This window comes from Streptomyces sp. GbtcB7 (genome assembly GCF_019091445.1).
GTDB classification, from domain to species: domain Bacteria; phylum Actinomycetota; class Actinomycetes; order Streptomycetales; family Streptomycetaceae; genus Streptomyces; species Streptomyces mirabilis.
This window is the reverse complement of the sequence record NZ_JAGXJM010000022.1, coordinates 106,991-129,358: the sequence shown is the minus strand read 5'-3', so window position 1 is coordinate 129,358 and position 22,368 is coordinate 106,991. Positions and strand designations below refer to the sequence as shown.

The 22,368-nt window shown below is 68.1% G+C and carries 19 protein-coding genes; 17 read left to right on the top strand and 2 right to left on the bottom strand.

Going from position 1 to position 22,368, the window contains the following annotated elements:
- Nucleotides 1-97 precede the first annotated feature (97 nt).
- Entirely contained in the window at nt 98-1,216 is a 1,119-nt protein-coding gene (locus KVT44_RS32280) for a hypothetical protein (RefSeq protein ID WP_217570692.1), read from the bottom strand.
- Nucleotides 1,217-1,459: 243 nt separating this feature from the next.
- On the opposite strand from KVT44_RS32280, the gene KVT44_RS32275 reads away from it, so the two are divergent.
- The 4 genes from KVT44_RS32275 to cutA all read left to right on the top strand — a co-directional run bounded on the left by KVT44_RS32275 (nt 1,460) and on the right by cutA (nt 7,188).
- Complete coding sequence (locus KVT44_RS32275) at nt 1,460-2,632, top strand: IS4 family transposase (RefSeq protein ID WP_308314177.1); 1,173 nt, start codon at nt 1,460-1,462, stop codon at nt 2,630-2,632.
- A gap of 915 nt (nt 2,633-3,547) precedes the next feature.
- Nucleotides 3,548-4,942 (top strand): group II intron reverse transcriptase/maturase, encoded by a 1,395-nt coding sequence (gene ltrA / locus KVT44_RS32270; protein WP_254650161.1) that lies wholly within the window; start codon nt 3,548-3,550, stop codon nt 4,940-4,942.
- A 139-nt stretch (nt 4,943-5,081) separates the two neighbouring features.
- Nucleotides 5,082-6,785, top strand: a complete 1,704-nt coding sequence (locus KVT44_RS32265; protein WP_217570687.1) for an IS1182 family transposase — start codon at nt 5,082-5,084, stop codon at nt 6,783-6,785.
- A gap of 76 nt (nt 6,786-6,861) precedes the next feature.
- Nucleotides 6,862-7,188 carry a divalent-cation tolerance protein CutA gene (gene cutA, locus KVT44_RS32260; RefSeq protein WP_217570685.1) on the top strand — a complete coding sequence of 109 codons (327 nt, stop codon included), beginning with the start codon at nt 6,862-6,864 and terminating at the stop codon, nt 7,186-7,188.
- Nucleotides 7,189-7,253: 65 nt separating this feature from the next.
- Here the strand turns inward: cutA and KVT44_RS32255 are convergent, their stop codons facing one another.
- A complete protein-coding gene (locus KVT44_RS32255) occupies nt 7,254-8,495 on the bottom strand; it encodes a helix-turn-helix domain-containing protein (RefSeq protein WP_217570683.1) in 1,242 nt (413 codons plus the stop codon).
- A 130-nt stretch (nt 8,496-8,625) separates the two neighbouring features.
- On the opposite strand from KVT44_RS32255, the gene KVT44_RS32250 reads away from it, so the two are divergent.
- The 13 genes from KVT44_RS32250 (at nt 8,626) to KVT44_RS32190 (ending at nt 22,350) form a co-directional block, all read left to right on the top strand.
- Nucleotides 8,626-9,267 carry an ATP-binding protein gene (locus KVT44_RS32250; RefSeq protein WP_217570680.1) on the top strand — a complete coding sequence of 214 codons (642 nt, stop codon included), beginning with the start codon at nt 8,626-8,628 and terminating at the stop codon, nt 9,265-9,267.
- 107 nt (nt 9,268-9,374) lie between these two features.
- Entirely contained in the window at nt 9,375-9,821 is a 447-nt protein-coding gene (locus KVT44_RS32245) for a hypothetical protein (RefSeq protein ID WP_217570678.1), read from the top strand.
- A 131-nt stretch (nt 9,822-9,952) separates the two neighbouring features.
- Nucleotides 9,953-11,344, top strand: coding sequence for an ATP-binding protein (locus tag KVT44_RS32240; protein ID WP_308314176.1), 1,392 nt, complete (start codon nt 9,953-9,955; stop codon nt 11,342-11,344).
- Between the two features lie 61 nt (nt 11,345-11,405).
- Nucleotides 11,406-11,894 carry a roadblock/LC7 domain-containing protein gene (locus tag KVT44_RS32235; protein ID WP_254650159.1) on the top strand — a complete coding sequence of 163 codons (489 nt, stop codon included), beginning with the start codon at nt 11,406-11,408 and terminating at the stop codon, nt 11,892-11,894.
- Nucleotides 11,894-12,313 carry a DUF742 domain-containing protein gene (locus KVT44_RS32230; RefSeq protein ID WP_254650158.1) on the top strand — a complete coding sequence of 140 codons (420 nt, stop codon included), beginning with the start codon at nt 11,894-11,896 and terminating at the stop codon, nt 12,311-12,313. Before KVT44_RS32235 ends, KVT44_RS32230 begins: the two co-directional genes overlap by 1 nt.
- A 55-nt stretch (nt 12,314-12,368) precedes the next feature.
- Nucleotides 12,369-12,935, top strand: a complete 567-nt coding sequence (locus tag KVT44_RS32225; protein ID WP_217570674.1) for an ATP/GTP-binding protein — start codon at nt 12,369-12,371, stop codon at nt 12,933-12,935.
- The gene (locus KVT44_RS32220) at nt 12,935-13,573 is read left to right on the top strand and encodes a GAF domain-containing protein (protein ID WP_217570672.1); all 639 of its coding nucleotides are present in this window, start codon (nt 12,935-12,937) and stop codon (nt 13,571-13,573) included. The genes KVT44_RS32225 and KVT44_RS32220 overlap by 1 nt, the downstream gene beginning before the upstream one ends.
- Nucleotides 13,574-13,662: 89 nt before the next feature.
- Nucleotides 13,663-14,874: an acyl-CoA dehydrogenase family protein gene (locus KVT44_RS32215; protein ID WP_217570670.1), complete on the top strand. Its 1,212-nt coding sequence runs from the start codon at nt 13,663-13,665 to the stop codon at nt 14,872-14,874.
- Nucleotides 14,875-15,011: 137 nt separating this feature from the next.
- Nucleotides 15,012-15,848, top strand: coding sequence for a zinc-dependent metalloprotease (locus KVT44_RS32210; RefSeq protein WP_217570668.1), 837 nt, complete (start codon nt 15,012-15,014; stop codon nt 15,846-15,848).
- 847 nt (nt 15,849-16,695) lie between these two features.
- The gene (locus tag KVT44_RS32205; RefSeq protein WP_217570666.1) at nt 16,696-17,532 is read left to right on the top strand and encodes a GntR family transcriptional regulator; all 837 of its coding nucleotides are present in this window, start codon (nt 16,696-16,698) and stop codon (nt 17,530-17,532) included.
- Nucleotides 17,533-17,751: 219 nt separating this feature from the next.
- Complete coding sequence (locus KVT44_RS32200; RefSeq protein WP_217570664.1) at nt 17,752-17,925, top strand: FxLD family lanthipeptide; 174 nt, start codon at nt 17,752-17,754, stop codon at nt 17,923-17,925.
- Between the two features lie 85 nt (nt 17,926-18,010).
- Entirely contained in the window at nt 18,011-21,082 is a 3,072-nt protein-coding gene (locus KVT44_RS32195; RefSeq protein ID WP_217570663.1) for a lantibiotic dehydratase, read from the top strand.
- The gene (locus tag KVT44_RS32190; RefSeq protein WP_217570661.1) at nt 21,079-22,350 is read left to right on the top strand and encodes a lanthionine synthetase C family protein; all 1,272 of its coding nucleotides are present in this window, start codon (nt 21,079-21,081) and stop codon (nt 22,348-22,350) included. The genes KVT44_RS32195 and KVT44_RS32190 overlap by 4 nt, the downstream gene beginning before the upstream one ends.
- Nucleotides 22,351-22,368: the final 18 nt, after the last annotated feature.

The window sequence follows — 22,368 nt, the reverse complement described above, 5'->3', positions numbered from 1 at the left end:
GCTGCCGCTCGCTGCCCGTGCAGGCGCTGACGCCCCGACGGTGACCGACGTCGGCGTCATGGGCTCGGCGGTGCTGCGGTGACTGCCGCGCCCCACGTCACCGCACGGTGGATGCGTCCTGCGGCACCTGCGCTTGGGCGGCCGAATCCTCGAAACACGCGACGATGAGCACTTCCCGGACGCGGAACTCGTCTGGGCGAAGCTCCTCATAGGCGGCGCGGAGAATCACGGGGCCGTGGTGCTGCAGGTCCTTGGCACACAGATAGCACTGCCCAGACCGGAGACTCTGGATGCGTTCGGTGCCCCAGAGTTCCTCCTCGCCATGACTGGCCGCCACCGCGTTGCCGTAGTGGTAGATCACCCCCTTCTGATCGTCCAGGGCGAACCTGTGGTCCCACACCTCCTTTCCCGTACGGCGATCGATCAGACAGTAGACGGCTGCATCAGCCGTCACCTCTGTGTGCAGTTCGAAGTCCTCAGCAGGGCGCTTCATCGTCACCCTGTGCGGCAGCGGACCGAACTGGCGGTCGATGGTAGACCGGGAGACACGTGTGATCTCCTGAATGCGGGTCTTGCTGACTCCGGCGGCAAGAGCGGCTTGCACGAGGGGGTCACGCTGGTCGCGCAGCGCCGCCCATCCCGCGAGAGCGCGTTCAGCGTCCCCCGCTTCCCCGTCCGCCTGAGCTGTGAAGTCCGCCGGCGCGAGGCGCGCTGCGGCTTCCCGAGCGTGGCGCGCCTGCTGGGTAGCGGCGGCGAGCGAGGAGGCAGTCGCTTCGGCTTCGACCTCATATTGCGCATCAACGGCCGCCCGGCGAGCCCGCCAGAAGGCAGCTGCGTCGTCACTCGGGCTGTCGGATGGCACCATCGGCCGCCCATCGAGCTCGGTGGCGTAGTCGTACATCGCAGTGGCGATCCCTCGCCGCCGGTGATCGGGATGCACCTCGGGCACGCCCTCCATCGCTCCGGGACAGGTGGGATGCTCCCCGAAGTACATTGCCCCGACGTACTGCCCGTCGCCGGTGACCGCATGCATCTGCCGATCGCCGTCCTCGTAGGGCGGTTCCACATAGAGAGAGAACCATCCGCGGTCCTGGACACGCTCGATCCGCGGCCGCTCACGGTCCCAGCTCTCCTGACGATGACGCCACCGCACAGGATCGCCGGACGACCCACGCTCGGCACTGGCAGTAGCAGCGCTCACTTCAACACCTTCCATGTATCGAACGATACATGCATCGTTCGATACATGGAAGGCGTGAGACCCGGCTTTCGACACACGCCCTAGGGCCACGACCCAATGTCGTCGCGCAGCTTGAGGCAGATGACAACCGACACGTACCTGTGGACCTTGCCTGTCTGAGTCCGGGTGATCTCGGCCGCCGAAGGCGGTCTAGATACAATGCCGCTGTTTTAGTTGCGGGCGTACGCTGCTGCGTAGTGCTTCCCGGGGGTGGTGCGGGTGTCTGCGGATGTCGGCGAGTTATCGGGGCTGGGGCTGCTGACCTGGGTGTATCGGCCTGGGTTGGTGGATCGTGTGGTGGCTGCCTGTGGTCGTGCGGAGCATCGTAGACGTCTGCTGCCGGCCCGGCTGGTGGTGTATTTCGTGCTCGCCCTTGCCCTGTTCTCGCCGGCTCCGTATCTGGAGGTGATGCGGCACCTGGTCGAGGGCCTGCGGAGCCAGGGGCTCTTGGGCGAGTGGCGCATCCCTGCGAAGTCGTCACTGTTTCGGGCCCGCCAACGCCTGGGATCGGAGCCGTTGCGGGTGCTGTTTGCCACGACCGCGAAGCCGATGGGCACCGAGGCCACTCCGGGTTGCTTCTGGCGAGGGATGCGGCTGCTGGCGGTGGACGGCACTTGCTGGGACGTGGCCGACAGTGCGGCGAATGAGGCCGCGTTCGGCCGTCCCGGAAACAGCCGCGGCCACGACAAGTCCGGCTTTCCCCAGGTGCGGATGGCATGCCTGATCGAGGTGGGCACCCATCTCGTGCTGGATGCGGAGCTGGCCGGCTGTCGCACCGGCGAAGTGACCCTGGTCAGCCGCCTGCCACGCTCCTGCGGGCCCGGCGAACTGGTCCTTGCAGACCGGGAGTTCCTCGGCGTGCCCATGTGGAGAGCCTTCACCGACAGCGGTGCCGATCTGTTGTGGCGGGTGCCCGCCAACCGGGTCCTGCCCGTGGAGCGGATGCTGCGGGACGGATCGTGGCTCTCGCGCATCCACGCCACCACCGACCGGGCGCACCGTGATCCGGTCCCGGTGCGGGTGGTGGCCTATCAGTTGCACGGCACCGGCCGCGAAGACGAGGACTACCGGCTGGTGACCACGCTGCTCGATGCCCGTCGCTATCCGGCCCGCCAGCTGGCTGCGCTCTATCAGGAACGCTGGGAGGTGGAGGCTGTCTTCGCCGAGCTCAAGACCCATCAACGCGGAGCCCGCGTCGTGCTCACCGGCAAGACGCCCGACGGTGTCCTGCAGCAGATCTGGGCCCACCTGCTGGTCCATCATGCGCTGCGTGAGCTGATGGTGAGAACCGCGGCCACCCGGGGCCTGGACCCGGACCGGGTCTCCTTCACCGAAACCCTGCGCTCCGCCCGGCGCAGCGTGACCGTCACGCCGGGCAGCTTTTCCCCCTGAGCTGCTGGTCAGAGCCCTTGTCCTGCTTCAGCACGACCTGCTCGAACGCCTCCTGCCACGCAGACGCTTGCGTAGTCAGCCCCACGTCGTCAAACGCAAGATGTCCAACTACCTGCTGAAACGGGCCGGACACCACGCCTGGCCCCAACCCACCCGCACCGGCGCCCGAGCAGTCCGCATCCAACGACCCCAACCCTCAACCACGTAAAGCAACGGCATGACTCTGTTGGTGATCTTGATTGCGCCGTGAGGCGCTGTTGGTTCGAGTGGAGGTGGAAGACCTGCACCAACGCCCCGTCGCAGCGGGGTTGTTGAAGCTGAGGGCAGTCTGATCCGGGTGGTGCCGGGGAGGACGGAAAGCGGCCCTGACAAAGCCGGGACGTGCCAGTACTGCCAGATGGTGGGGGTCCGGCGAGCGTGATGGAGAGGAGTACGCGAGGAACCGGCGTTTTACGTCTCTCAAACCGACACCGGCTCGAACCTGGTGGATCTGGGCCGGGCGTGGCGCGCATCCTGGTCAGCCTTCCGGGTGATCTGGAGAACTCCTGGGGCGGTATTCAAGAGCCGTCCGGGAGGCCGTGGGGAAGGTCTGCGGCGTACTCGCGGCGATGCCACAGGGACACAGTCGGGCTCCTCCTTCATCGAGCGAACCACAGTGAACACGGGAACCGTCCCGGTCCTTGCCCCGCATACCGCGTCCGGCGGTGGCTGCGGGGCTGAGTCCACCGACGACTGATCGGTCCGGGACGGGGCGGAGCCGCCGTAGTACTCCGAGGCCGGGAAAGCCGGTCACATGGGGAAGGGCGGCAGCAGTTTCGAGAAGGGAAGGATGCTGCAATGCCGGAAGATGCGCCGCCGAACGGCGGTGCTCCGTCGGCGGACCCCGAAGTGGGGCCCCGCCAGCGGGTATCGGAGATGCAGACCAAGCTTCACCGTTGGGCAGCGGCCGACCCCGGCCGCAGGTTCGACGACCTGTTCAACTTCGTGCACGACCCGGCCACCCTGCGCATCGCGTGGGACCGGGTCGCGGGCAATCAGGGGGCGCGGACTCCCGGAGTGGACGGCCGCACGGTCGTCTGGATCGAGTCCGAGATCGGCGTCCCCGCCTTCCTGGCCGAGGTGCGTGAGCGTCTCAAGGCACGGGCCTGGAGCCCGATGCCGGCGCGCGAACGCAAGATTCCCAAGCCAGGTGGCTTGGGGAAAGTCCGCAAGCTCGGGATTCCCCGGGTGGAGGACCGGTTGGTCCAGGCGGCACTGAAACTGGTGCTGGAGCCCATCTTCGAGGCCGACTTCGAGCCGGTCTCCTACGGGTTTCGGCCCGCCCGGCGGGCCCAGGACGCGATCGCTGAGATCCACTATTTCGGCACCCGAGGCTATCGGTGGGTGCTGGACGCGGATATCGAGGCGGCCTTCGACAACGTCTCGCACCGCGCCGCCATGGACGCGGTGCGGGCCAGGGTCAAGGACAAGCGCGTGCTGGAGCTGGTCAAGGCGTTCCTGAAGGCTGGTGTCCTCACCGAGGACGGCCAGTACCAGGACACCCACACCGGCACCCCGCAAGGCGGGATCCTCTCACCGTTGATCTTCAACATTGTCCTGTCGGTGCTCGACGAGCACCTGCACGGGCCGTGGAAGAACGGCGGGGAGCTGAGCACTGGCTCCCGGCGGGACCGACGTCGGTATCTGGGACTGCCCCGATGGAGGGCTATCCGTTACGCGGACGACTTCGTTGTCCTCGTGCACGGCACCCGCGACGACGTCGCAACACTGCGCGAAGACATCGCTCATGTGCTGGAACCTCTGGGCCTTCGGCTGTCACCGGCCAAGACCCAAATCGTGCACATGGCCGACGGGTTCGACTTCTTGGGGTTCCGCATCCAGTGGCGCCGCAAGCGAGGCACGAACAAGTGGTACGTCTACACCTTCATCGCCGACCGGCCCCTCCGGTCGCTGAAGGCGAAGATCCGTGCCCTGACACACAGGACGTCGCAACACCCTCCCAGGGACGTGCTGATCCGTCTCAACCAGATCATGCGCGGCTGGGCCAACTACTTCAAGCACGCAGTGGCGAAAGACACCTTCGGCAAACTGGAGTACTTCGTCTGGTGGCGAGTGGTCCGGTGGCTGAGAGCCCTGCATCGCTGGAGGTGGAAGGACGTCCGCCGGTGGCTCGCCGACCCCCGAGGGGGCTGGCGTCGCCCGCACGCGGACGGGATCGAACTATTCGACCTCCAAACGGTAACGGTCACCCGCTACCGCTACCGGGCGTCGAGGATCCCCAACCCCTGGACCGGAACCAACCACGCCTGACGACAGAGACCGTGGAGAGCCCGTTGCGTTGAGAGGCGCACGGCGGGTTCGGCGAGAGGTCCGGAGAAACGGACCGGGCGCAATCCCGGCACCGCGCTCCGGGCCTACTCAGCGTGGGTGCTGACAGTCGCTCCGGCCGGTGCTTCAGTGGAGACAGCGGGGCGGTGCCGAGGCCGAGGCGGGCCTGATGTCGTTGCAGCCAGGGGACTACCAGCGGATTCCGGCGCGGACCGTGCGCACGGCCTGGGCGGCCTGTCCGAAGGGGACCCCCGCGATGCTGGTGCGGGATCGCCTCGATGTGCTGTTCGGGGACGAGGAGTTCGCCGACCTCTATCCCGCTGATGGGCGGCCCGGGTTCTCGCCGGGTCAGCTGGCGCTGGTCTCGGTGCTGCAGTTCGCCGAGGACCTGTCGGACCGGGCGGCGGCCCAGGCGGTGCGCACTCGGATCGACTGGAAGTACGCCCTGGGCCTGGAGTTGGAGGACACCGGGTTCGATCACTCGCTCCTGTGCGACTTTCGGGCACGGCTGGTCGAGGGCGACGCGGCGGACCGGATGCTGCGTGTGATGCTCAAGCGGCTGACCGAGGCGGGGCTGCTGAAGTCCGGCGGGCGGCAGCGGACCGACGCGACGTATGTGCTGGCCGCGGTGCGGCGGCTCAGCCGACTGGAGCTGGCCGGGGAGAGCCTGCGGGCAGCCCTGGAGGAGCTGGCGGAGATCGCGCCGGGGTGGCTGCTGCCATTGATCGAACCCGAGTGGGACAAACGGTACGGACGGAAGATCGAGATCCGGAAAGTGTCCGGCGGACCGGAGGCCGTGATCGCGCGGGCGGAGGTCTTCGGACGGGACGGGCAGAAGGTGCTGGCCGCCCTGTGGTCCCGGGATGCCCCGCTCCGGCTGCGGACACTTCCCCAGGTGGAGATCCTGCGACAGGTGTGGGTTCACCACTATTACTGGGACGAGGAAGGACAGCTCCGCTGGCGTGACGGGCACGCGCTGCCACCGGCGAGTCTGCGCTTCGATTCCCCCTACGACACCGACGCGCACTACTGCACCAAGAACGGCACCGAGTGGAGCGGCTATCGCGTGCACTACACCGAGACCTGCGAGGAACAGCGGCCCGAGATCGTGGTGCACGTGGCCACCACGATCGCCCCCGTCCAGGACGGTCGGCTCACCGAGCAGATCCACGACGACCTGGTCCAGGCGGCCCTGGCTCCGGCCGAGCACGTGGTCGATGCCGCCTACATCACCCCGGCCCACGTCCAACGCGCCCAGCAGGTCCACGGGATCACACTGCTCGGCCCGATCGTCGCCGACCACAGCCGCCAGGCCAAGAGCGGCGAGGGCTTCGGGAAGTCCGCCTTCACGATCGACTGGGACCTACGGCAGGCGACGTGCCCCCGCGGCAAGACCAGCTCCCAGCCGGGGACGCTCCGCATCAAGGACCACGAGTACCTCCAGTTCCGCTTCGCCAAGGCCGACTGCCTGGCCTGCCCGGACCGCCACCCGTGCACCGCCTCGGCCACCAGGCCCCGCTCGATCGCTTTGCTCCCAAAGCCGTTGCACGAGATCCAGGCCCGTAACCGCCTCGACCAGCAGACCGAGCAATGGCAACGACGCTATGCCGTCCGCGCCGGCATCGAGGCGACGCTCTCTCAGACCGTCCGAAGCAACGGCCTACGCCGCACCCGCTACCGAGGGCTCGCCAAGACGCATGTTCAACACGTACTCACCGCTATGGCCTGCAACCTCACCCGCACCGCCGACTGGATCGCCGAAACACCCCGAGGACGCACACGATCAAGCCGATTCCACACCCTCTGCAACGCAGCCGCCGGATGACTCCCGAAGATCACCAACAGAGTCACGGCATTGGGTCTAGATAGGGTCGTTGCACATCGACCAGGAGGGAAGTTGCGTGGTGAGCGAGATCGTGGTGGCGCAGACGACCATCGACGACGAGAGCAAGGCAACGGCGTTGGCACGAGGCGCGGTTGAGAACCGGCTGGCCGCCGGCGCCCACATCGACCCGCCGTTGACCGCGGTGTACTGGTGGAAGGAGAAGATCGAGACCGCTCGGGAATGGCGGGTCTCGTACAAGACGACCACCGACCGTCTTCCGGAACTTGAGGCGTGGGTGGCCCGGGAACACAGCTACGAGGTTCCAGAGTGGGTCGTTCTGCCGATCACCGGCGGGTCCGCAGCCTACCTGTCGTGGGTGGCTGAGCAGTCGACCGTGAGGTAAGGCGCGGACCGCCGCCGAGGAGCGGCTGCTGCACGGAGCGTTGTATGCAGCAGCCGCACGTCAGTTCACGCTGCCAGCTGTTGCAGATGCCAGGCGAGTTCCTTCTCCCGGCCCGGAAGCAGCGTGGCAATGTCCTGCGCACGTGCCCTGCCCATGGTGTTCGGTCGGGCCTCGGCCGCGGCTGCGAATTGATGCGACACGTAGACACCTTGTTCGATGTCTCCTCCGCGCAGCAGCGCTGAGGCCAGGTCGCCCAGGACCACGACCCCTGACTCCGGCAGCTCATCGCCGAGACGGTCGACGGCGTTGTCGGCGGTCTCCGCCAATTCCTGCCGCCTGAGCTGCCCGTACACCGACAATGACAGAGAGTCGAGGCGGTACGGGGTCATGAACCGCACCCATGCTTGTTCGGTGGTGTGGTCTGCGAAGTCGTACACGGTCTGGGCGCGCTCCAGGGCCCGCAGCGCGCCGGTGTCATCGCCGGCAGTCGCTGCTTCCTCCGCAAGGCGGCCGTGGACCCAGGCGGCAGCGGCCGCGTTACCCGGCCCCCGGACATCTTGGGCAGCTTGGGTCAGAAGTTTCATAGCCTTCTCCGGCGTGGCGGCGCCATAACTGGCGTACGCCAGGGCCAAAGCCCGCAGTGGGGGATGTCCGGCGGCCTCAGCGCACGCGCTCGTGACCTCGTAGTAGGCGCGCGCTCTCCCGGAGTCGCCCAGGTCCCAAGCTACCCACCCAGCGAGGGCAGCCGTTTCACCAGCAGCAATGGTCACAGCGCGCTCGCGCTCGCCGACACGGGGCAGAGCTGCAGTGATGGCGTCAAGGTGCGCCTCGACCCTGCCCTGGAGCTGACGGGCCGTGAGGTGATGCTCGCTCACGTGGAGCGCGGCGGCGTGATCAGTGAGCGCGTCCACTCCGGTCGCATCGACCTTCGTCCCTCGTTTGAGGGCGTGCGCCAGGCGGCCCCACGGCTCGGCAGCAGCAGCGCCCAGTACAGCGCCACCAACCAGTGTCCGGCGGTTCACGTCATCCAGCTCCTCCCCTCCACGGCGGTGCCCCTTCCTCCGCCGGGCGCGGGCGGCTGCTGCCTCCCGCTGCAACTGTTCAGGGGGGAAGCCGCAGGCCGTCGCGATATGCGCAACCGTGTGATTGGTGGGGATGTTCTGACCATGTTCATACCGGTTGATCTCGCGGCGGGTCATGGTGTCCCGGCCGGAGACAGTGTTGATCGCCTCTGCTTGTTCGTCCTGAGTGCGTCCCGCTTGCTTACGTAGTTGGAGAAGCAGTTCGGCGAACGGATCTGCTGGCATGAGTGTGACCTCTGTTGGTGGACTGCACCCAATCATGGCTTCAGATCCCCCCGTTGGTTTCCCCCTTGACAAGTTTTTCCCCCTCTAGATTCCCCTGGCAGGGTGCTTGAGAGCACGGTGCGATAGGTCCATGACGTTCCGTAAGGCGCTCAACAACGAGGACGGCCGAGGGCGCTGCGACCAGCGCGCCCCGGCCGGATCAGAGCGGGCGACCACTCGTGGCTTCGAGGTGGCATTCGCCCCAGCCGACGCCCACGTCCGGCTCATGCGACGGACTACCTTGGCACACCTGCGCCTTTGGGGCCTCACAGCACTCAATGACACGGCTGCGCTCGCCATCTCGGAACTGGTCACCAATGCTGTGCGCCACTGCCACGGCAACACGATCGGGCTTCGGGTCGTCAGCTCTGCCGAAGAACTGCGGATCGAGGTTTCCGACGGCAACCCGACTCCGGCTCAACAACGTGAGGCGGGCGCCGAGGCGGAGAACGGCCGGGGGCTGATGCTCGTCGCCGCTCTCGCAGAGGAGTGGGGTGTTAGCCGCGACGGCACCATGACCTGGTGCTCCCTCGCTCTCCCGCCGACTGACGCTCGCGCAGCTGAAGCGCTATCGGCTCCCACCGTGAATCCGAAAAGTCGCCGATCAGTTGGCGCTGGTGACCGATCCGTGCCTGTGCCGAGAGCCGGTCCGCTGCGCCTCTCCACAACGGACAAGGGTCTGCGGTTCTCGATCGCCGCCCCCGATTCCCTGTCCCCGACGTCCTGTTCCTGACCTGCTCGTGCACTTACTGGAGATCCGCTCTCATGCCCTCCTCAACTGACGCCGCTACGGCCAGCCCCGAAAGCCACGCCGGTGCCCATGAGGTCGTCACGCCTCTGATGACTTTGAGAACGGAGGTCGAGCCAGCCTTCGAGTGGATCGTGGCCATGGTGGCCGGTACGGATGTCGGCTCCCTCGCGCGGGAGCGGGTGCGGTCGGCTCTGATGGATGGGCACTGGCAGGGCAACTTGGACAAGGCCGCCCGCCTCGCCGACAAGCTGGTGGACAACGCCGTCAACCACGGTGCGGCATTCCCCGACGGCACCATCACGCTGCGTCTGATGGTCGACGCCAACACCCGTGAACTGCTCATTGAGGTGCAGGACGCCTTCCGCGACTTTCCCGGCTTCGTCGACATAGCGAATCAGAGCGGCTCCGTGGTGGGAAGGCCGAAGGGCCTGTGGTGGGTCGCCTACTACAAGGGCCGCTTGTCGTGGGGCTTGAAGAAGAACGCCGACGGCGAGGTCGTGGGCAAGAAGGTGCAGGTCATCCTCCCCGTCGTCTGACCGCACAACGAGCCCGTTCACCCCCACTCGAACCTGACTCCGAGGAACTCATGCCTGCCCCCCAGCCTTCTGCACGCCCGGCTCCCCACGGCCGGGGTAAAGGAAAGCGTCGTGCTCCGATCGATCGCTTCGTGCTCGAACAGATCCGATCGGCGGTCGCCCCACCACTCGTCATCTGTACCGCGTTCCTCGGCGTCGCCGTCATCGTCTGGAGAACAGGTCAGGTTCCGACCGGATACCTTCTGGCACTGGTGACGTGCGGCCCAGTGGCCGCCACCGTGGCCGGCGTCTTCCGTTCCCGCACAGCGGCGAAGGCTGTTGACCAGGCGCACAAAGCCCAGTTGCAGCGGGTCACCGCGGCGGCAGCCGCTCTGGAGAAACTCGTGCAGTTCACGGCTGAGGAACTGTGCCGGGGCGGTACACCGTCGGTGCCCGAGAGCCTTCCGCCAATTGAGGGGGCAGGCCCGGCCGATGATGTGGTGGCACTGCTGGATGAGCTTCAGGTGCAGGCCGCTGACGCTCTGATCCGTGTTCACAGCGAGTCGCGGTCGTCGGTGCTGCTGTCGATGAACGGCCAGTTCGCGCGGCGTGAACACGCCCTCCTCGACCGGGCGTTGGAGCTTCTGGATCTCGTACAGCGCCAGACGGATGATCCGGACCAGCTGGACACGCTCTGGAAGCTCGATCATCTGGTGACGCGGTTGCGTCGCTGGGTGGAGAGCAAGTCCGCATCCGCCGGCGAGTCCCTGCGGAGTCATCAACAGCCGGTGAACGTGGTGGAGTTGCTGCGGGGCGCCGTGCAGGAAGTCGAGTACTACTCGCAGGTTTCCATCGCGGCGAGCACGGTCGGGGTCGATCTGGGGTTGCCTCGGCATGTGGGGCCGGACCTGACACACCTACTGGCCGAACTCGTGGAGAACGCCACGGCGTTCTGCGACCAATCGGCCAAGGTGCAGGTACGCGCACAGCAGGTAGCACGCGGTCTGGCGATCGAGGTCGAGGACCGCGTGGCCATTCCGATGAAGTCGGCGGACCGGACTCGGTACAACCTGTTGCTGGAGGATCCCGACCAGGTTGATGTGACCCCGCTGGTCAGAGCTGGAAAGCTCGGTCTGCTGACTGCGGCGAAGATCGCCCGCATCCACGGGATCGCTGTCCATCTGTCGGAGAACTCCACCGGAGGCACCACCGCGTTGGTGGTCGTGCCGAACAGGTTGCTGGTACAGAGGGCCGCGCCTTCCGCGCTCCCCACGCCAGCAGCGGTGCCGACGCTGCAGTACACGTCTCCGCCACCGCCCGCCGTGACCCCACACACGGCGCTGGCGCCGCCGGGCGTCGGCCAGGAGGGAGGCGTGCCGCCGTTGCCCCAACGCGTTCCGGAAGACGTGGAGCCCGAGCCCGCTCCCCTCAGGCCTCCCTCGGCCCGGCCGCGGTTCGGCCTGGCCGCCGAGTTCCGAGACAGCTTCCGCTCCGGCCGTGCCCCGCACGACCCGCAGAGCGTCCGGCCGGCCACGCACTCCTAGCCCCCACCTACCCATGGCCTTCGGCGACGACGGCCGGTCCAGATATGCAGGAGCGATTCCCATGACCCTCGACACGCCACAGCCCCACGACGCGACGGATGCCGCGTCCAACCCCGCCGATGTACGCCAGAAGCTGGCCGACCAGCTAAGGGGCTTCGTCGAGAAGGTCCCTGGTGTCCGCCATGCGCTCCTGATCTCGCGGGACGCGTTGCCGCTGGTGGACAGCGGGATCCACCGGGACTATGCCCACAAGTGGGCCGCGACCCTGGGCTCGCTGGCCTCCCTGAGCGAGAACATCCCGGGCCCGGAGGGACACAAGGCCCCCCTCCAGCAGGTACTCATCGAGCGTGCCGACGGCATCATCCTCGTCTGCATCGCCGGCACCAGCGCGGCCTTCCCGAACCAACCGGGCACCAAACAGGGCAAGGTCGACACTGTGCTCGGAGTGATCGCCGAACCGCAGGCCAGCGTGGGCACGATCGGGTGGGAGATGGGCCAGCTAGTGGACCGTTTCGCCGAGTACATGGTCGAGCCCGCCCGTACCGCCTGATGGCCAGCCCCAGCCGACACATGCCGCACCCCGCCCCTGCGGCTGCCGCGTTCGTACGGCCCTACGTCGTGACCGGCGGCCGTACCCGCGGTCGCCATCTGCTGAGCCCGGACACCGTACTGGAGGCGGGGCGGGGCAGGCCCGGCGTGAGCCTGGCCGCAGAGGAGTACCAGCAGATCACGTCCCTGTGCCGGCAACGGCGCCGGTCGGTGGCTGAACTTGCGGGCACCATCCGTCTCCCGCTCGCCGCGACCCGAGTGTTGATCTCGGATCTCGTCGACGCCCGGGTCCTGGAACTGTCCGTCACCGACACCGACGCCTACACGCCAGCTACCGCCCCGGACGACCCACTCGGGGACCGCCCGTCCCGACAGCTCTTGGAGAAACTCCGTGTCGGTCTCGACCGCATGGCTGGCTGATACCGCCAGCTCGTCTCGCCCAGATGCAGCCGCCGCGCACGGTGGCGCCCCGATCATGCTCAAGTGCATGGTGGCCGGGGGCTTCGGGGTCGGCAAGACCACCTTCATCGGCGCGGTCAGCGAAATCGAGCCGGTGACCACTGAAGAGGTATTGACCCAGGCCGGCACCTCCACCGACAACTTGGACGGCGTACAGGCGAAGGAGACCACCACGGTGGCCTTCGACTTCGGCCGCCTCAGCGTCGACAGCGACGACGGCCCCGTGGAACTGATGCTGTTCGGCACGCCCGGCCAGGACCGGTTCGTCGACTTCTGGTTCGACCTGGCCCGCGGAGCCGTGGGCGTCGCCGTCCTCGCCGACACCCGCCGCCTTGACCGCAGCTTCCCGGCGATTGCCTTCTGCGAGCGCGCACGGCTGCCGTTCGTCGTGGGCGTCAACCAGTTCGACGGCGCTCACCGCTATCCGATCGACGCGGTCCGCCAGGCCCTCGCGCTCAAGCCCGGCACCCCGGTCGTGACCTGCGATGCCCGTGTGAAGTCGTCGGTCGCACGGGTCCTGCTGCGCCTCGTCGACCACGCCCTCGAACTCACCCCCGCCGACCTCACCCACCTGGATGCCTGATGACACATCCCACCCACGTTCCGCTCCCGTCCCGGTCCGCCCGCCGCCAACCTGGCGTCCGGCCCGAGACGATCGTCCCGCACCCCGGCACGATCCAACTGGGCCAGGAGATCAGCGCAGCCCAGGCTCGGAAGATCGCCGAGCAGCAGGCCCGCGATGAGCTGATCCGGAGCCTGGGCATCCCCACCTCTCCCGACCGGCTGATGGACGAGTTCGCCCGGCATCTTGCTGAGGTGACCGGCATGCTCTACGGGTTCGTCAACATCTTCCTGGGCGAGCAGACGTTCGTCGGCCTGCACAATCCGCCGCCGGACAGCGGCCACCTCATCGTCCCCCGCACCATGAGACTCGATCACGGCTGGTGCCCCGCCGTGATGGAGCGGAGGAAGGCGCTGCCCCTGCCCGATGTCCACGCTTCGCCCCGCTTCTCCGGCAACTACGTCGCCGACGCGGTAGGGATCCGCTCCTACTTCGGCTCACCCCTGATCCACGGGGAGACCGGCATCGCGCTGGGCACCGTGTGCACCATCGACCCCGAAGCCCGCGCCCTCAGCGACGCCCGCCGTCTCCTCGACGCCGTCAAGGCCAGCGGCGCCGAGATCCTGCACGCCCTGACCAGCGGCGCGCCGGCGCACTGAGTTCCGCCTCGCCCCCCACTCGGCAGCCCCGCGCTCGGGGACCCGGCCGTACGCCGCCTTGCGACTCCACCAGGGAGAGGGAGACGACCATGTCCACCACCCCGCCCACCGCACTCACCCCCTACCTCACCCCCGACCACTACCGGCTCTGGCACGAGGCAGATGCCTTCGCCGCCGAGTTCATCGCGCCCCGCGTGGAACGTATGGAGGCCTCGCCGCACAAGGTCGAGCGCAGGATCGCCCAACTCATGGCCGAGCAGGGCTGGTTCGGAGTGACAGTCCCTGAGCAGTACGGCGGGATGGCGGCCGGGCACGTCGCCAGGACGGTGCTCATCCATCGGACCGGTGTGGTGTCGGCAGCCACGGCGGCCATGCTCCAAGCCAGCCTGATCCCGGCCGGCGCGGTGCAGCTCTGGGGGACCGTCGAGCAGAAGACGCAGTGGCTCCCACAAGCGGCGGGCGGGACGCTGCTCTTCTCGATCGCGGTGACCGAGCCGCAGGCGGGCGGTCATATCGGGGGGATCGAGACGGTCGCCGAGCGGGACGGCAACTGGTGGGTGATCACTGGGAGCAAGGTCCACATCGGCAACAGCCACTTGGCCGGTCTCCATGTCGTTGTCGCCCGTACGGCGCCGCCCGGCGTCTCCGCCTCCCAGGCTTTGACCGCGTTCCTGGTCGAGCACGACCGCAAGGGACTGACCCGGCAGCGGCACAGACCAGGTCTGGGTCTGCACGGCTTTACCGTCGGTCATCTGCGCCTTGACCGTGTTCGCATACCTGTGGCCAATGTGCTTGGGGACGTCGGCCAGGGGCTGTTCGTCGCGCAGAGCAGCAGCATCCTCTACGGCCGCCCTAACCTCACCGCGGTCAGTCTCGGCATCCACGAAGCTCTCGTCGAGACCACCGCCCAGTGGCTGAGGAGTCGTCCCCGGTACGACGGGCACCTGTCCGAACTGCCTGTCGTGCGGGACCGGCTCGGCGGCATGCAGGCCCGTCTGCAAATCGCTCAGGGCTCCGCTTATCAGGCCGTCCACCTCCTCGACCGCGGTTTGCCCTGTGACTCCCAGCTGATCGGCGCGAAGCACACCGGCCACGAACTGGCCGCTGCTTCCGCGCGGGACGCGATGGAACTGCACGGCGCCCGCGCCCTGGACGGTGACTACCTGCTCCAACGCCTCTTCCGCGACATCCAGTACACCTATCCGCCCGCCGGGACCGGTGAGTTCCAGCGGATCCACCTCGCCAAGACCGCTCTCGGGGAAGCAGAGATCGAGTGGTCCGAGCGGCTGGCCGCCGCATGAGCCCCCGTGCGTGGCAGTCCCGTCAATCGAATTGCCGCGTACGGGTTCCGCTCCCTGTTGCCGAGCCACACCTCCCGGCTCGGCAACAGGGAGCCCAGATAGAAGCAAATTAGAATACTTCTCAGGAAAGCAGCACGATGCCATCTGTTGTCGTACGCAACGAAGCCGGCCGCCGGTTCGATCCGCTCGCGGACCGTTTGAAGGCCATTGCCGACGAGACGTTACCGCTGGTCGAGAGCATCACCGGGCTGCCTCTGCCCGACTCCGTGGTCATCCGGCTGATGCGTCCCCGTGCCTGGCGCAAGTCCCACGTCCGCAGGCTGAAGCGGCAGTTGGGAACCGAAGCCACCGAACTTTCCGCTCCGTGGGCGGACATGCGCACGGCGTACGCCACCATCAAGGCCAACGGCAAGACACTGCGCCAGCAATGGCCTTTGATCGCGGCCCATTCCGCGTCCCTCGTACCAGGGAAGCCGGAGATCGTCGTCCTGCCGAAGTCGCTCCGGGAGGGCGGATACCTCCAGGACGAACCCTTCCTCTATAAGACCGTCGCGCACGAGGCAACCCACCTGACGCAGTACACGACAACGAAGGGCCGCATCTGGGAAGCCCAGGACACCCTTTTCCCACACCTCCGTGGTACGGCGGACCGCGACTACAAGTTCTTGCTGGAGGGTCACGCCTACTGGGCGGACCACCAGGTCACCACCAAGATCCTCGGCGCCCCGGTAGTGACGAATGAGTTCAGCCCGCACGCCAGCCCGCGCTTCCGTGCCCTGCAGGGTTCCGTCCCGGGTTTAGGGACGCGCGACTTCTTCGACCGGGCGAGGGGCAGCGTCGGCGACATCATCGCCGAGCACGGTCTCGACATCTTCAACCAGGTCTGGGCGAGCCCGGACCTGGTCCCTACCACTGAAGAGACGGACGACCCGGCTGCCTGGACGGCCCGATTCGCATCCCTGAGATCCGCATGATCTGCCGGGTGTGGTTCCCCTCGGCCGTCAATGCCCGAGGGGAACCACACCCGGCCCCAACCTCCATTCAGCCCAGACCACTCCTGAACAGGACGTTCGGTGCCCCAGTCCCACTCCGCCGCTCTTGACGGCACGTGCAGCAGCCCCGGCCCAACTCAGACCGCCACACCCCTGGGTAAGGCGGTCCCCGCGCGTCCACGATCCCGGCTGCCGTTCCCCTCGCCGGGCGACCGGTGGGATCGCATCACGGCCACCGTGTTGTGTCTGCTGTTCGACATGACGCAGCAGATCGCGCGCTTTGGTGCCGCCGCTGATCCGTGGAGCCAGCTCGCTGTGTACGACGCCGACGGCTTCGCCGCCTTCCTTACGGAGGGAGTGGCATGAAGACGTCCTCCGGGCTCGGCCAGACGTTCCGCAGAGCAGCTGCGGACTACCTCTTCACCCCTGACCGTCTCCTTCCTGACAGGACCCGCTCTCCGTCCGTCAACACGTCGGCCGCCCGGGTGAACGCCGCCGAACCCTCTGGTCAGGAACCTCCTTCCACCGAGGCGGACGAAGCCACCGTAGGTATTCCGCACGCCCAGGAACGGTCTAGATCCACGGTCGTCTGAAAGCTGCCGCGCGCGGCAGCGCCGTGAAACCGGAATGCCACGCGCGGGTTCAACACCTCGTCGTCGAGCAATGTCCTGACACCCCGCTCGACGACGAGGGCACGGCCCGTCGTTCCCTGGACCGTCGGTGATTCAGGGAACGACGGGCCGGCTTCCGGTCCTGTGCCGCCGTGTTGGGGCACAGCGACACAGGACCGGTACTCCCCCCATCCAGCACCCACCCGATGGAGACCACCGTGACCAGCGGCGAACCCTACGCGGGACCCGTCAATCAGATGGGCGCCGACGCCCGTGCCAAAGAGCGCCGACGCCCGCACGCGAGCGACGCCCCGCCCTGGCAGCAGCACCTCATAGAACTGCCCGTCTACACACCAGGCGTGCGGTTCACCCACGACGACCGTGAGCGGTACGCCAACGCGGTCGCCGCCGCCCACCGCGCGGGAGGATCCATGCTCGGCATCGCCGCCTTCCTGGGCTGCCCCTCCGGGCTCGTGCACCGCCTCGTCGACCTCGGAGAAGGCCTGGACGAAGGGAGCGAGGCCCATCGGGTGGAAACGGTCCTGCGGACCCGTATAGCCGACGGCATCTACCGGGTTGGGGACGTGCTCCCCTCACGGGACCGGTTGTGCGTGGAACTCGGTGTCCTCGACGACTCCGTACGACGGGCTCTGGCCCGGCTCGCCCATGCGGGACTCACCCTCGGCATCTCCGCTCTCGGCACTGTGGTTATGGACCCCGACGCCCCGCCCGCCGGCCCCACCCTCCAGGTGCGCAGGCAATCGGGCCAGATACAGACCTGGACCCTGCCGAGAACCCAGTCCCCGCACATCCGTGATGTGGTCATAGCGCGGATCAAGGACGGCACCTATCCGGAAGGCAGCAGGATCCCCGGCACCAAGGCGCTCACCGAGGAATTCGGCACCACCGAAGGCACGCTCAAGTCCGCGCTCAGGCCGCTGAGGCAACGGGGAATCCTCAGCGGTACCCGGCAGAGGGGCACGGTCGTCCATTCCTCAGCCCGCAGCCTGCTGACCAGCGCTGAGAAGAACGGCACCGGCGCCAGCAGAGCCTGACAGACAGTCGCCCTCTGGTTTCGCTCCCTCCGAGCCCGATTCCAGAGGGCGGCGCAAGACACCAGCCCAGGGAAAGGCGGCCCAGATCCACTCCAAGATCGGGGCATGGCACCTCGGGTCGGTGGCCGGGAATCACCACTCGACGCCTCAATTCGCTCAGCGAGCAGGCGCCCGGCAGAACCACTATCCGCAACTCACCTTCCAGTACCTGGAGTTGACATGAGTCCCCAGATTCAGCCCAGCACGAAGGCGCTCCCACCGAGCGCCGGGACGACGGACGACTTTGACCTCGACGTCACCCTGGTCGAGGTCGCGGACGTCGCCGGCCTGATCAACGCCACGGACGACGGCTGCGGTTCGACCTGCGGCGCCTGCACCACCAACGTGGCCTGACCCAAGAACACGTCAATACAGGCCGGTGCCTCGCAACTCGCATCGCGCGGGCACCGGCCGCCCCGTCTGGATCACGGAGGTTGTGATGGCTTCGAGCACTGGCTACCGCGCCGGTAAGACCGCTCTTGTCCGTGCAGTTGCCTGGCCGGAGCTTCCCGCTTCTCCGTGTCCTGACCTTGATGACCCTTCACCCCACGGCGCGGCTTCCCGGCTCGCGTGGCTGCGGGATGTGTGGTCTCACGAGGACCTCGTCGAGGCTTTGGAACACGCCAGCCCTGTACTCGCGTCCCGGGTTCGGACCCTGTGCTCATCCGGTTGTCCGGCCTCGCGGGATGTGCATCGCGCGGTCGTTTCCGTGGCCCGTTATCTGCTGCGTGCCGAGCATCGGGCGACTCCCTTCGGCTTGTTCGCCGGTGTGACCACAGCGGCTCTCGGGCCACGAGCAGCCACGGTGTGGGGTTCGGATCATGTGGCGATCGGCCGGGCGAGCGCAGAATGGCTGGCGGCCGTCATTGAGCAACTGGAGTCGTGTCCGGAACTACTTGGGCGTCTACCGGTGGTCCTGAACAACGTCGTCGCGGAACGCGGCGATCGGCTCGTTGTGCCGTACAAGCCCGACATCCACGATGGCCCGCGGCACGCTGTCGAGGCGTCCATCGGATTGTCCGCGCCGGTGCGCATGGTCCTGGATGCCGCCCGATCACCGATCCGCGCAGGCGATCTGGCCGACAAGCTGGTCTCCGAGTTCCCCCACGCAGGGCCGGAGAAGGCGCTCCGGCTCGTGCAGGATCTGATGCGGCACCAGGTACTGATCTCCAGCCTGCACGCGCCGAGCACCGAGACCGACGCGCTGACCTACCTGCTGAGCAGCCTCGACACCGTGCACGCCGACTCCGTGGCACCGGTCGCCGCCACCATCGGCGAACTCCGTTCGGTGCAGGCCGACTTGCGTGGATGTGACTCCCGCAGTGGCCGGGCCGGCACGGCGGCGCGGATGCGGGCCCTGGTTCCAGGTGTTCGCCGCCACCCGCTCGCTCTCGATCTCCGTCTGGATGCCCAAGTCGAGCTGCCTGAGGCGGTGGCCCGCGAGATCGAGCGTGCTGCCTGGGCGCTGACCCGGGTCAGCACCCTCCCGTACGGGACCGCCGCCTGGAAGGCGTACCAGCGACGGTTCTACGAGCGGTACGGCATCGGCACCATGGTGCCCCTCAAGGAAGTCGTCGCAGACAGCGGCACCGGTTTCCCCGATGGATACCCGGGCACATCCGCAGACGTGCGTCGCCGACGGACATCCGTACGGGACGACACCTTGGTCGGGCTGGCCCAGGCCGCCGCCATCGACGGCCGCGACGAAGTGCTCCTCACCGAGGACCTGATCGCCGCGATGGACATCGGCCCCGAGCGCCCAAGGGTGCCGCCGCACCTGGAGATCGGTGTCCGCGTACACGCCGCCAGCACCGACGACTTGCAGAGCGGGCGGTTTCGGGTGGAGATCGTGAGCGTGTCCCGAGGCGGCGGCGTCATCTCGGGCAGGTTCCTCAGCGTGCTGGCCGCCCAGGACCGTGCCGCCCTGAACACGGAGCTGGTCGACCTACCGGCGGCGGACACCGGGACCGTCCCTGCCCAGCTGTCCTTTCCCCCGCTCTTGCCCACGAGCACCCATGTCACCCGCACCCCGCAGATCCTGCCCACCGTGATCAGCGTCCAGGAACACCGCGCCCCCGACGGAGTCGTCCTCACGCCCGACGACCTGGCGGTGGCGTGCGACGGCCGCCGCATGTACCTGGCCGTCCCCCAGCGCGGGCACCGGGTCGAAGCCGTGGGCATGCACGCGTTGAACCTCGCCACGCATACCCCGCCGCTCGTCCGATTCCTCACCGAGTTGTCCCGCGCTCAGTGCGCCCAGGTCACTCTGTTCGACTGGGGCGCGGCCACGGCCATGCCGTTCCTGCCCCGGCTGCGCTACGGGCGTATCGTGCTCGCCCCCGCGCGGTGGCGGCTGGAGCCCGCGGAACTCCCAGGCCGCGACCGCCCCCAGGCCGAATGGGACGTGGCGCTCGACGACTGGCGGATCCGACGGCGGATGCCGCACCGCGTGTTCCTGACCGAGGACGACCGTCAACTGCTCCTCGACCTCGACCACGCCGGCCACCGCACCCTCCTGCGCCACCACCTGAACCGTCCCCGCCCGACCCTCCTCATCGAAGCCCCACCGCACGGCGCTTACGACTGGTGTGGCGGCCGTGCCCATGAGGTGGTCGTACCGCTCAAAGCGACGCAACCTCCAGCATGGCCGCGCTTGCCGGCCCCCACCCCGGACCGTGCCCTCTCACCGGCGCAGATCCAGACTCCAGGCATCTCGTCCCTGCTGCTGGCCACCCTCTACGGAGACGTACGGCGCCAGGACCTCCTCCTTGCCGATCACATCCCCGGCCTGATGGCCCAACTCGGCTCTCCGCCCTGGTGGTTCATCCGCTTCCGGGATCCCGACCAGCATCTACGAGTGCGTATCGCCCTGCCCGATTCCACCGCCTTCACCGAGACCGTCCGTACGATCAGCACCTGGGCCGACGAACTGCGCACCAAGGGGCTGCTGTCGGATCTGCGCTATCCCACCTCGTACCGCGAGATGGGCCGTTGGGGCTCCGGAGCGGCCTGGGACGCAGCCGAGGAAGTGTTCCGCGCGGACTCGCGCGCCGTCGTCGCTCAGCTTCGCCAGCCTCGGCGTTCGAACCAGCGCACGCTGGTGGCCGCACACAGCATCGCCATCACCATCGCGTTCCTCGGCAGCACCGAGGCCGGCATGCGCTGGCTGATCGACCACATTCCCCGCACCGCACCCGCACCGGTCCCCCGCGCTCAACTGACGGAAGCAGTACGGCTGTCCGACCCGTCCGGCGACTGGGCGGCCCTGCGCGGTGTGCCCGGGGGGCAGGCCATCGTGGAGGCGTGGGCCGACCGGCACGCAGGGCTGGTGGCCTACCGAGCCCAGGTCCCGGGCCCGGACGCCCAGGGCATCGTGGAGGACGATGTCCTCTCCTCTCTGCTGCACGTCCACTTCGTCCGCCACGTCGCGGTCGACTTCCCCGAGGAAGCGGCCTGCCTGTACGTCACGCGCGCCGTCGCCATGGCGTGGATGTCCCGGAGGCCACGGTGAACGACCCCATCACGCTCAAGGTGACGGAGGCCGTCGCCGATCTGCTGGCCCGCCCTGCTACGGAACTACCGGGGCCAGATGGCACATCCGTTCGCCAGCATCTCGCGTACGGTCCGACCGGCGTCGCGCTACTCCACATCGAGCGGGCCGCGTTCGGTCTGGGTCCGTGGCAGCGCGCCCACGACTGGCTCGGTGCAGCCGTACGTTCCCCGTTCACCAGCGGTTCCGACAGCCACCCCTTCTACGGAGTGCCCGCCCTCGCGCACGCCATGGCCTGTGCCGCCGACCACACGCCCGGCGCCTACCAGCGCGCCCTGGGCCTGGTCGACCGCCAACTGGCCGCAGACGTCCACCGCCGGTTGGATGCCGCGCACCGCCGCATGGACGCCGGTCAACTGCCGGAACTGGCCGAGTTCGACACGATCCGGGGCCTGACCGGATACGGAGCCTACTTCCTGCGCCGCGACCCCACCGGTGACGAAGTACGCGCCATCCTCGACTACTGCGTACGCCTCACCGCACCGGTCACTCACCACGGCGAGGTCCTGCCCGGCTGGTGGACACCGACCGGCCCCTCGGGCCGACCGGACAGCCGGTTCCCGGACGGACACGGCAACGCCGGTATGGCGCACGGGATCGGCGGGGCACTCGCGCTCCTTGCGCTCGCCGCCCGTCGCGGCACCCTCGTCGGTCATCATCATCAAGCCCTGCGGACGATCCTGGCCTGGCTGGACCGGTGGCAGGACGAAACGAGCCGTGGCCGCGTCTGGCCCTACTGGGTCAATCGAGCCGAACTGCGCACCGGACTCCTCACTCCGTCGGCGCCACGGCGGCCGTCATGGTGTTACGGCACCGCGGGACTGGCCCGCGCCCAGCAACTCGCTGCCCTCGCCCTCGGCGACACCGGCCGTCAGATCGAAGCCGAGAACGCGCTCGTGGCTGCCCTCACCGACTCCGCGCAGCTCAGCGCCACCGCGGACAACGGCCTCTGCCACGGTTTCGCCGGCCTCGCCCACATCGCCGCCCGGACCTCCGACGACGCAGACCCCTCGACCGCAGGTCAGCTGCGCGCGGCGATCCCAGCCCTCCTGACCGTCCTCTGTCCCCCGGGCACGGATCCGGACGATGCCGCCACGGCAATCGTCCACAACAAGGAAGCGGAGCCCGGCTTCCTGAACGGCGCCGCCGGGGTCGCTCTGGCACTCCTGGTCCCCGCGACCGGAGCCCCGCCCCAAACCTCCTGGGACGCCTGCCTGCTCATCGCTTGACCCACCCACCGAAGGACC

Excerpts from the sequence above, each read along its gene's own strand:
- KVT44_RS32280 (WP_217570692.1), bottom strand. The coding sequence starts at position 1,216 with ATGGAAGGTGTTGAAGTGAGCGCTGCTACTGCCAGTGCCGAGCGTGGG.
- ltrA (WP_254650161.1), top strand. The coding sequence starts at position 3,548 with ATGCAGACCAAGCTTCACCGTTGGGCAGCGGCCGACCCCGGCCGCAGG.
- KVT44_RS32255 (WP_217570683.1), bottom strand. The coding sequence starts at position 8,495 with ATGCCAGCAGATCCGTTCGCCGAACTGCTTCTCCAACTACGTAAGCAA.
- KVT44_RS32250 (WP_217570680.1), top strand. The coding sequence starts at position 8,626 with ATGACGTTCCGTAAGGCGCTCAACAACGAGGACGGCCGAGGGCGCTGC.
- KVT44_RS32245 (WP_217570678.1), top strand. The coding sequence starts at position 9,375 with ATGACTTTGAGAACGGAGGTCGAGCCAGCCTTCGAGTGGATCGTGGCC.
- KVT44_RS32235 (WP_254650159.1), top strand. The coding sequence starts at position 11,406 with ATGACCCTCGACACGCCACAGCCCCACGACGCGACGGATGCCGCGTCC.
- KVT44_RS32230 (WP_254650158.1), top strand. The coding sequence starts at position 11,894 with ATGGCCAGCCCCAGCCGACACATGCCGCACCCCGCCCCTGCGGCTGCC.
- KVT44_RS32225 (WP_217570674.1), top strand. The coding sequence starts at position 12,369 with ATGCTCAAGTGCATGGTGGCCGGGGGCTTCGGGGTCGGCAAGACCACC.
- KVT44_RS32220 (WP_217570672.1), top strand. The coding sequence starts at position 12,935 with ATGACACATCCCACCCACGTTCCGCTCCCGTCCCGGTCCGCCCGCCGC.
- KVT44_RS32215 (WP_217570670.1), top strand. The coding sequence starts at position 13,663 with ATGTCCACCACCCCGCCCACCGCACTCACCCCCTACCTCACCCCCGAC.
- KVT44_RS32210 (WP_217570668.1), top strand. The coding sequence starts at position 15,012 with ATGCCATCTGTTGTCGTACGCAACGAAGCCGGCCGCCGGTTCGATCCG.
- KVT44_RS32200 (WP_217570664.1), top strand. The coding sequence starts at position 17,752 with ATGAGTCCCCAGATTCAGCCCAGCACGAAGGCGCTCCCACCGAGCGCC.
- KVT44_RS32195 (WP_217570663.1), top strand. The coding sequence starts at position 18,011 with ATGGCTTCGAGCACTGGCTACCGCGCCGGTAAGACCGCTCTTGTCCGT.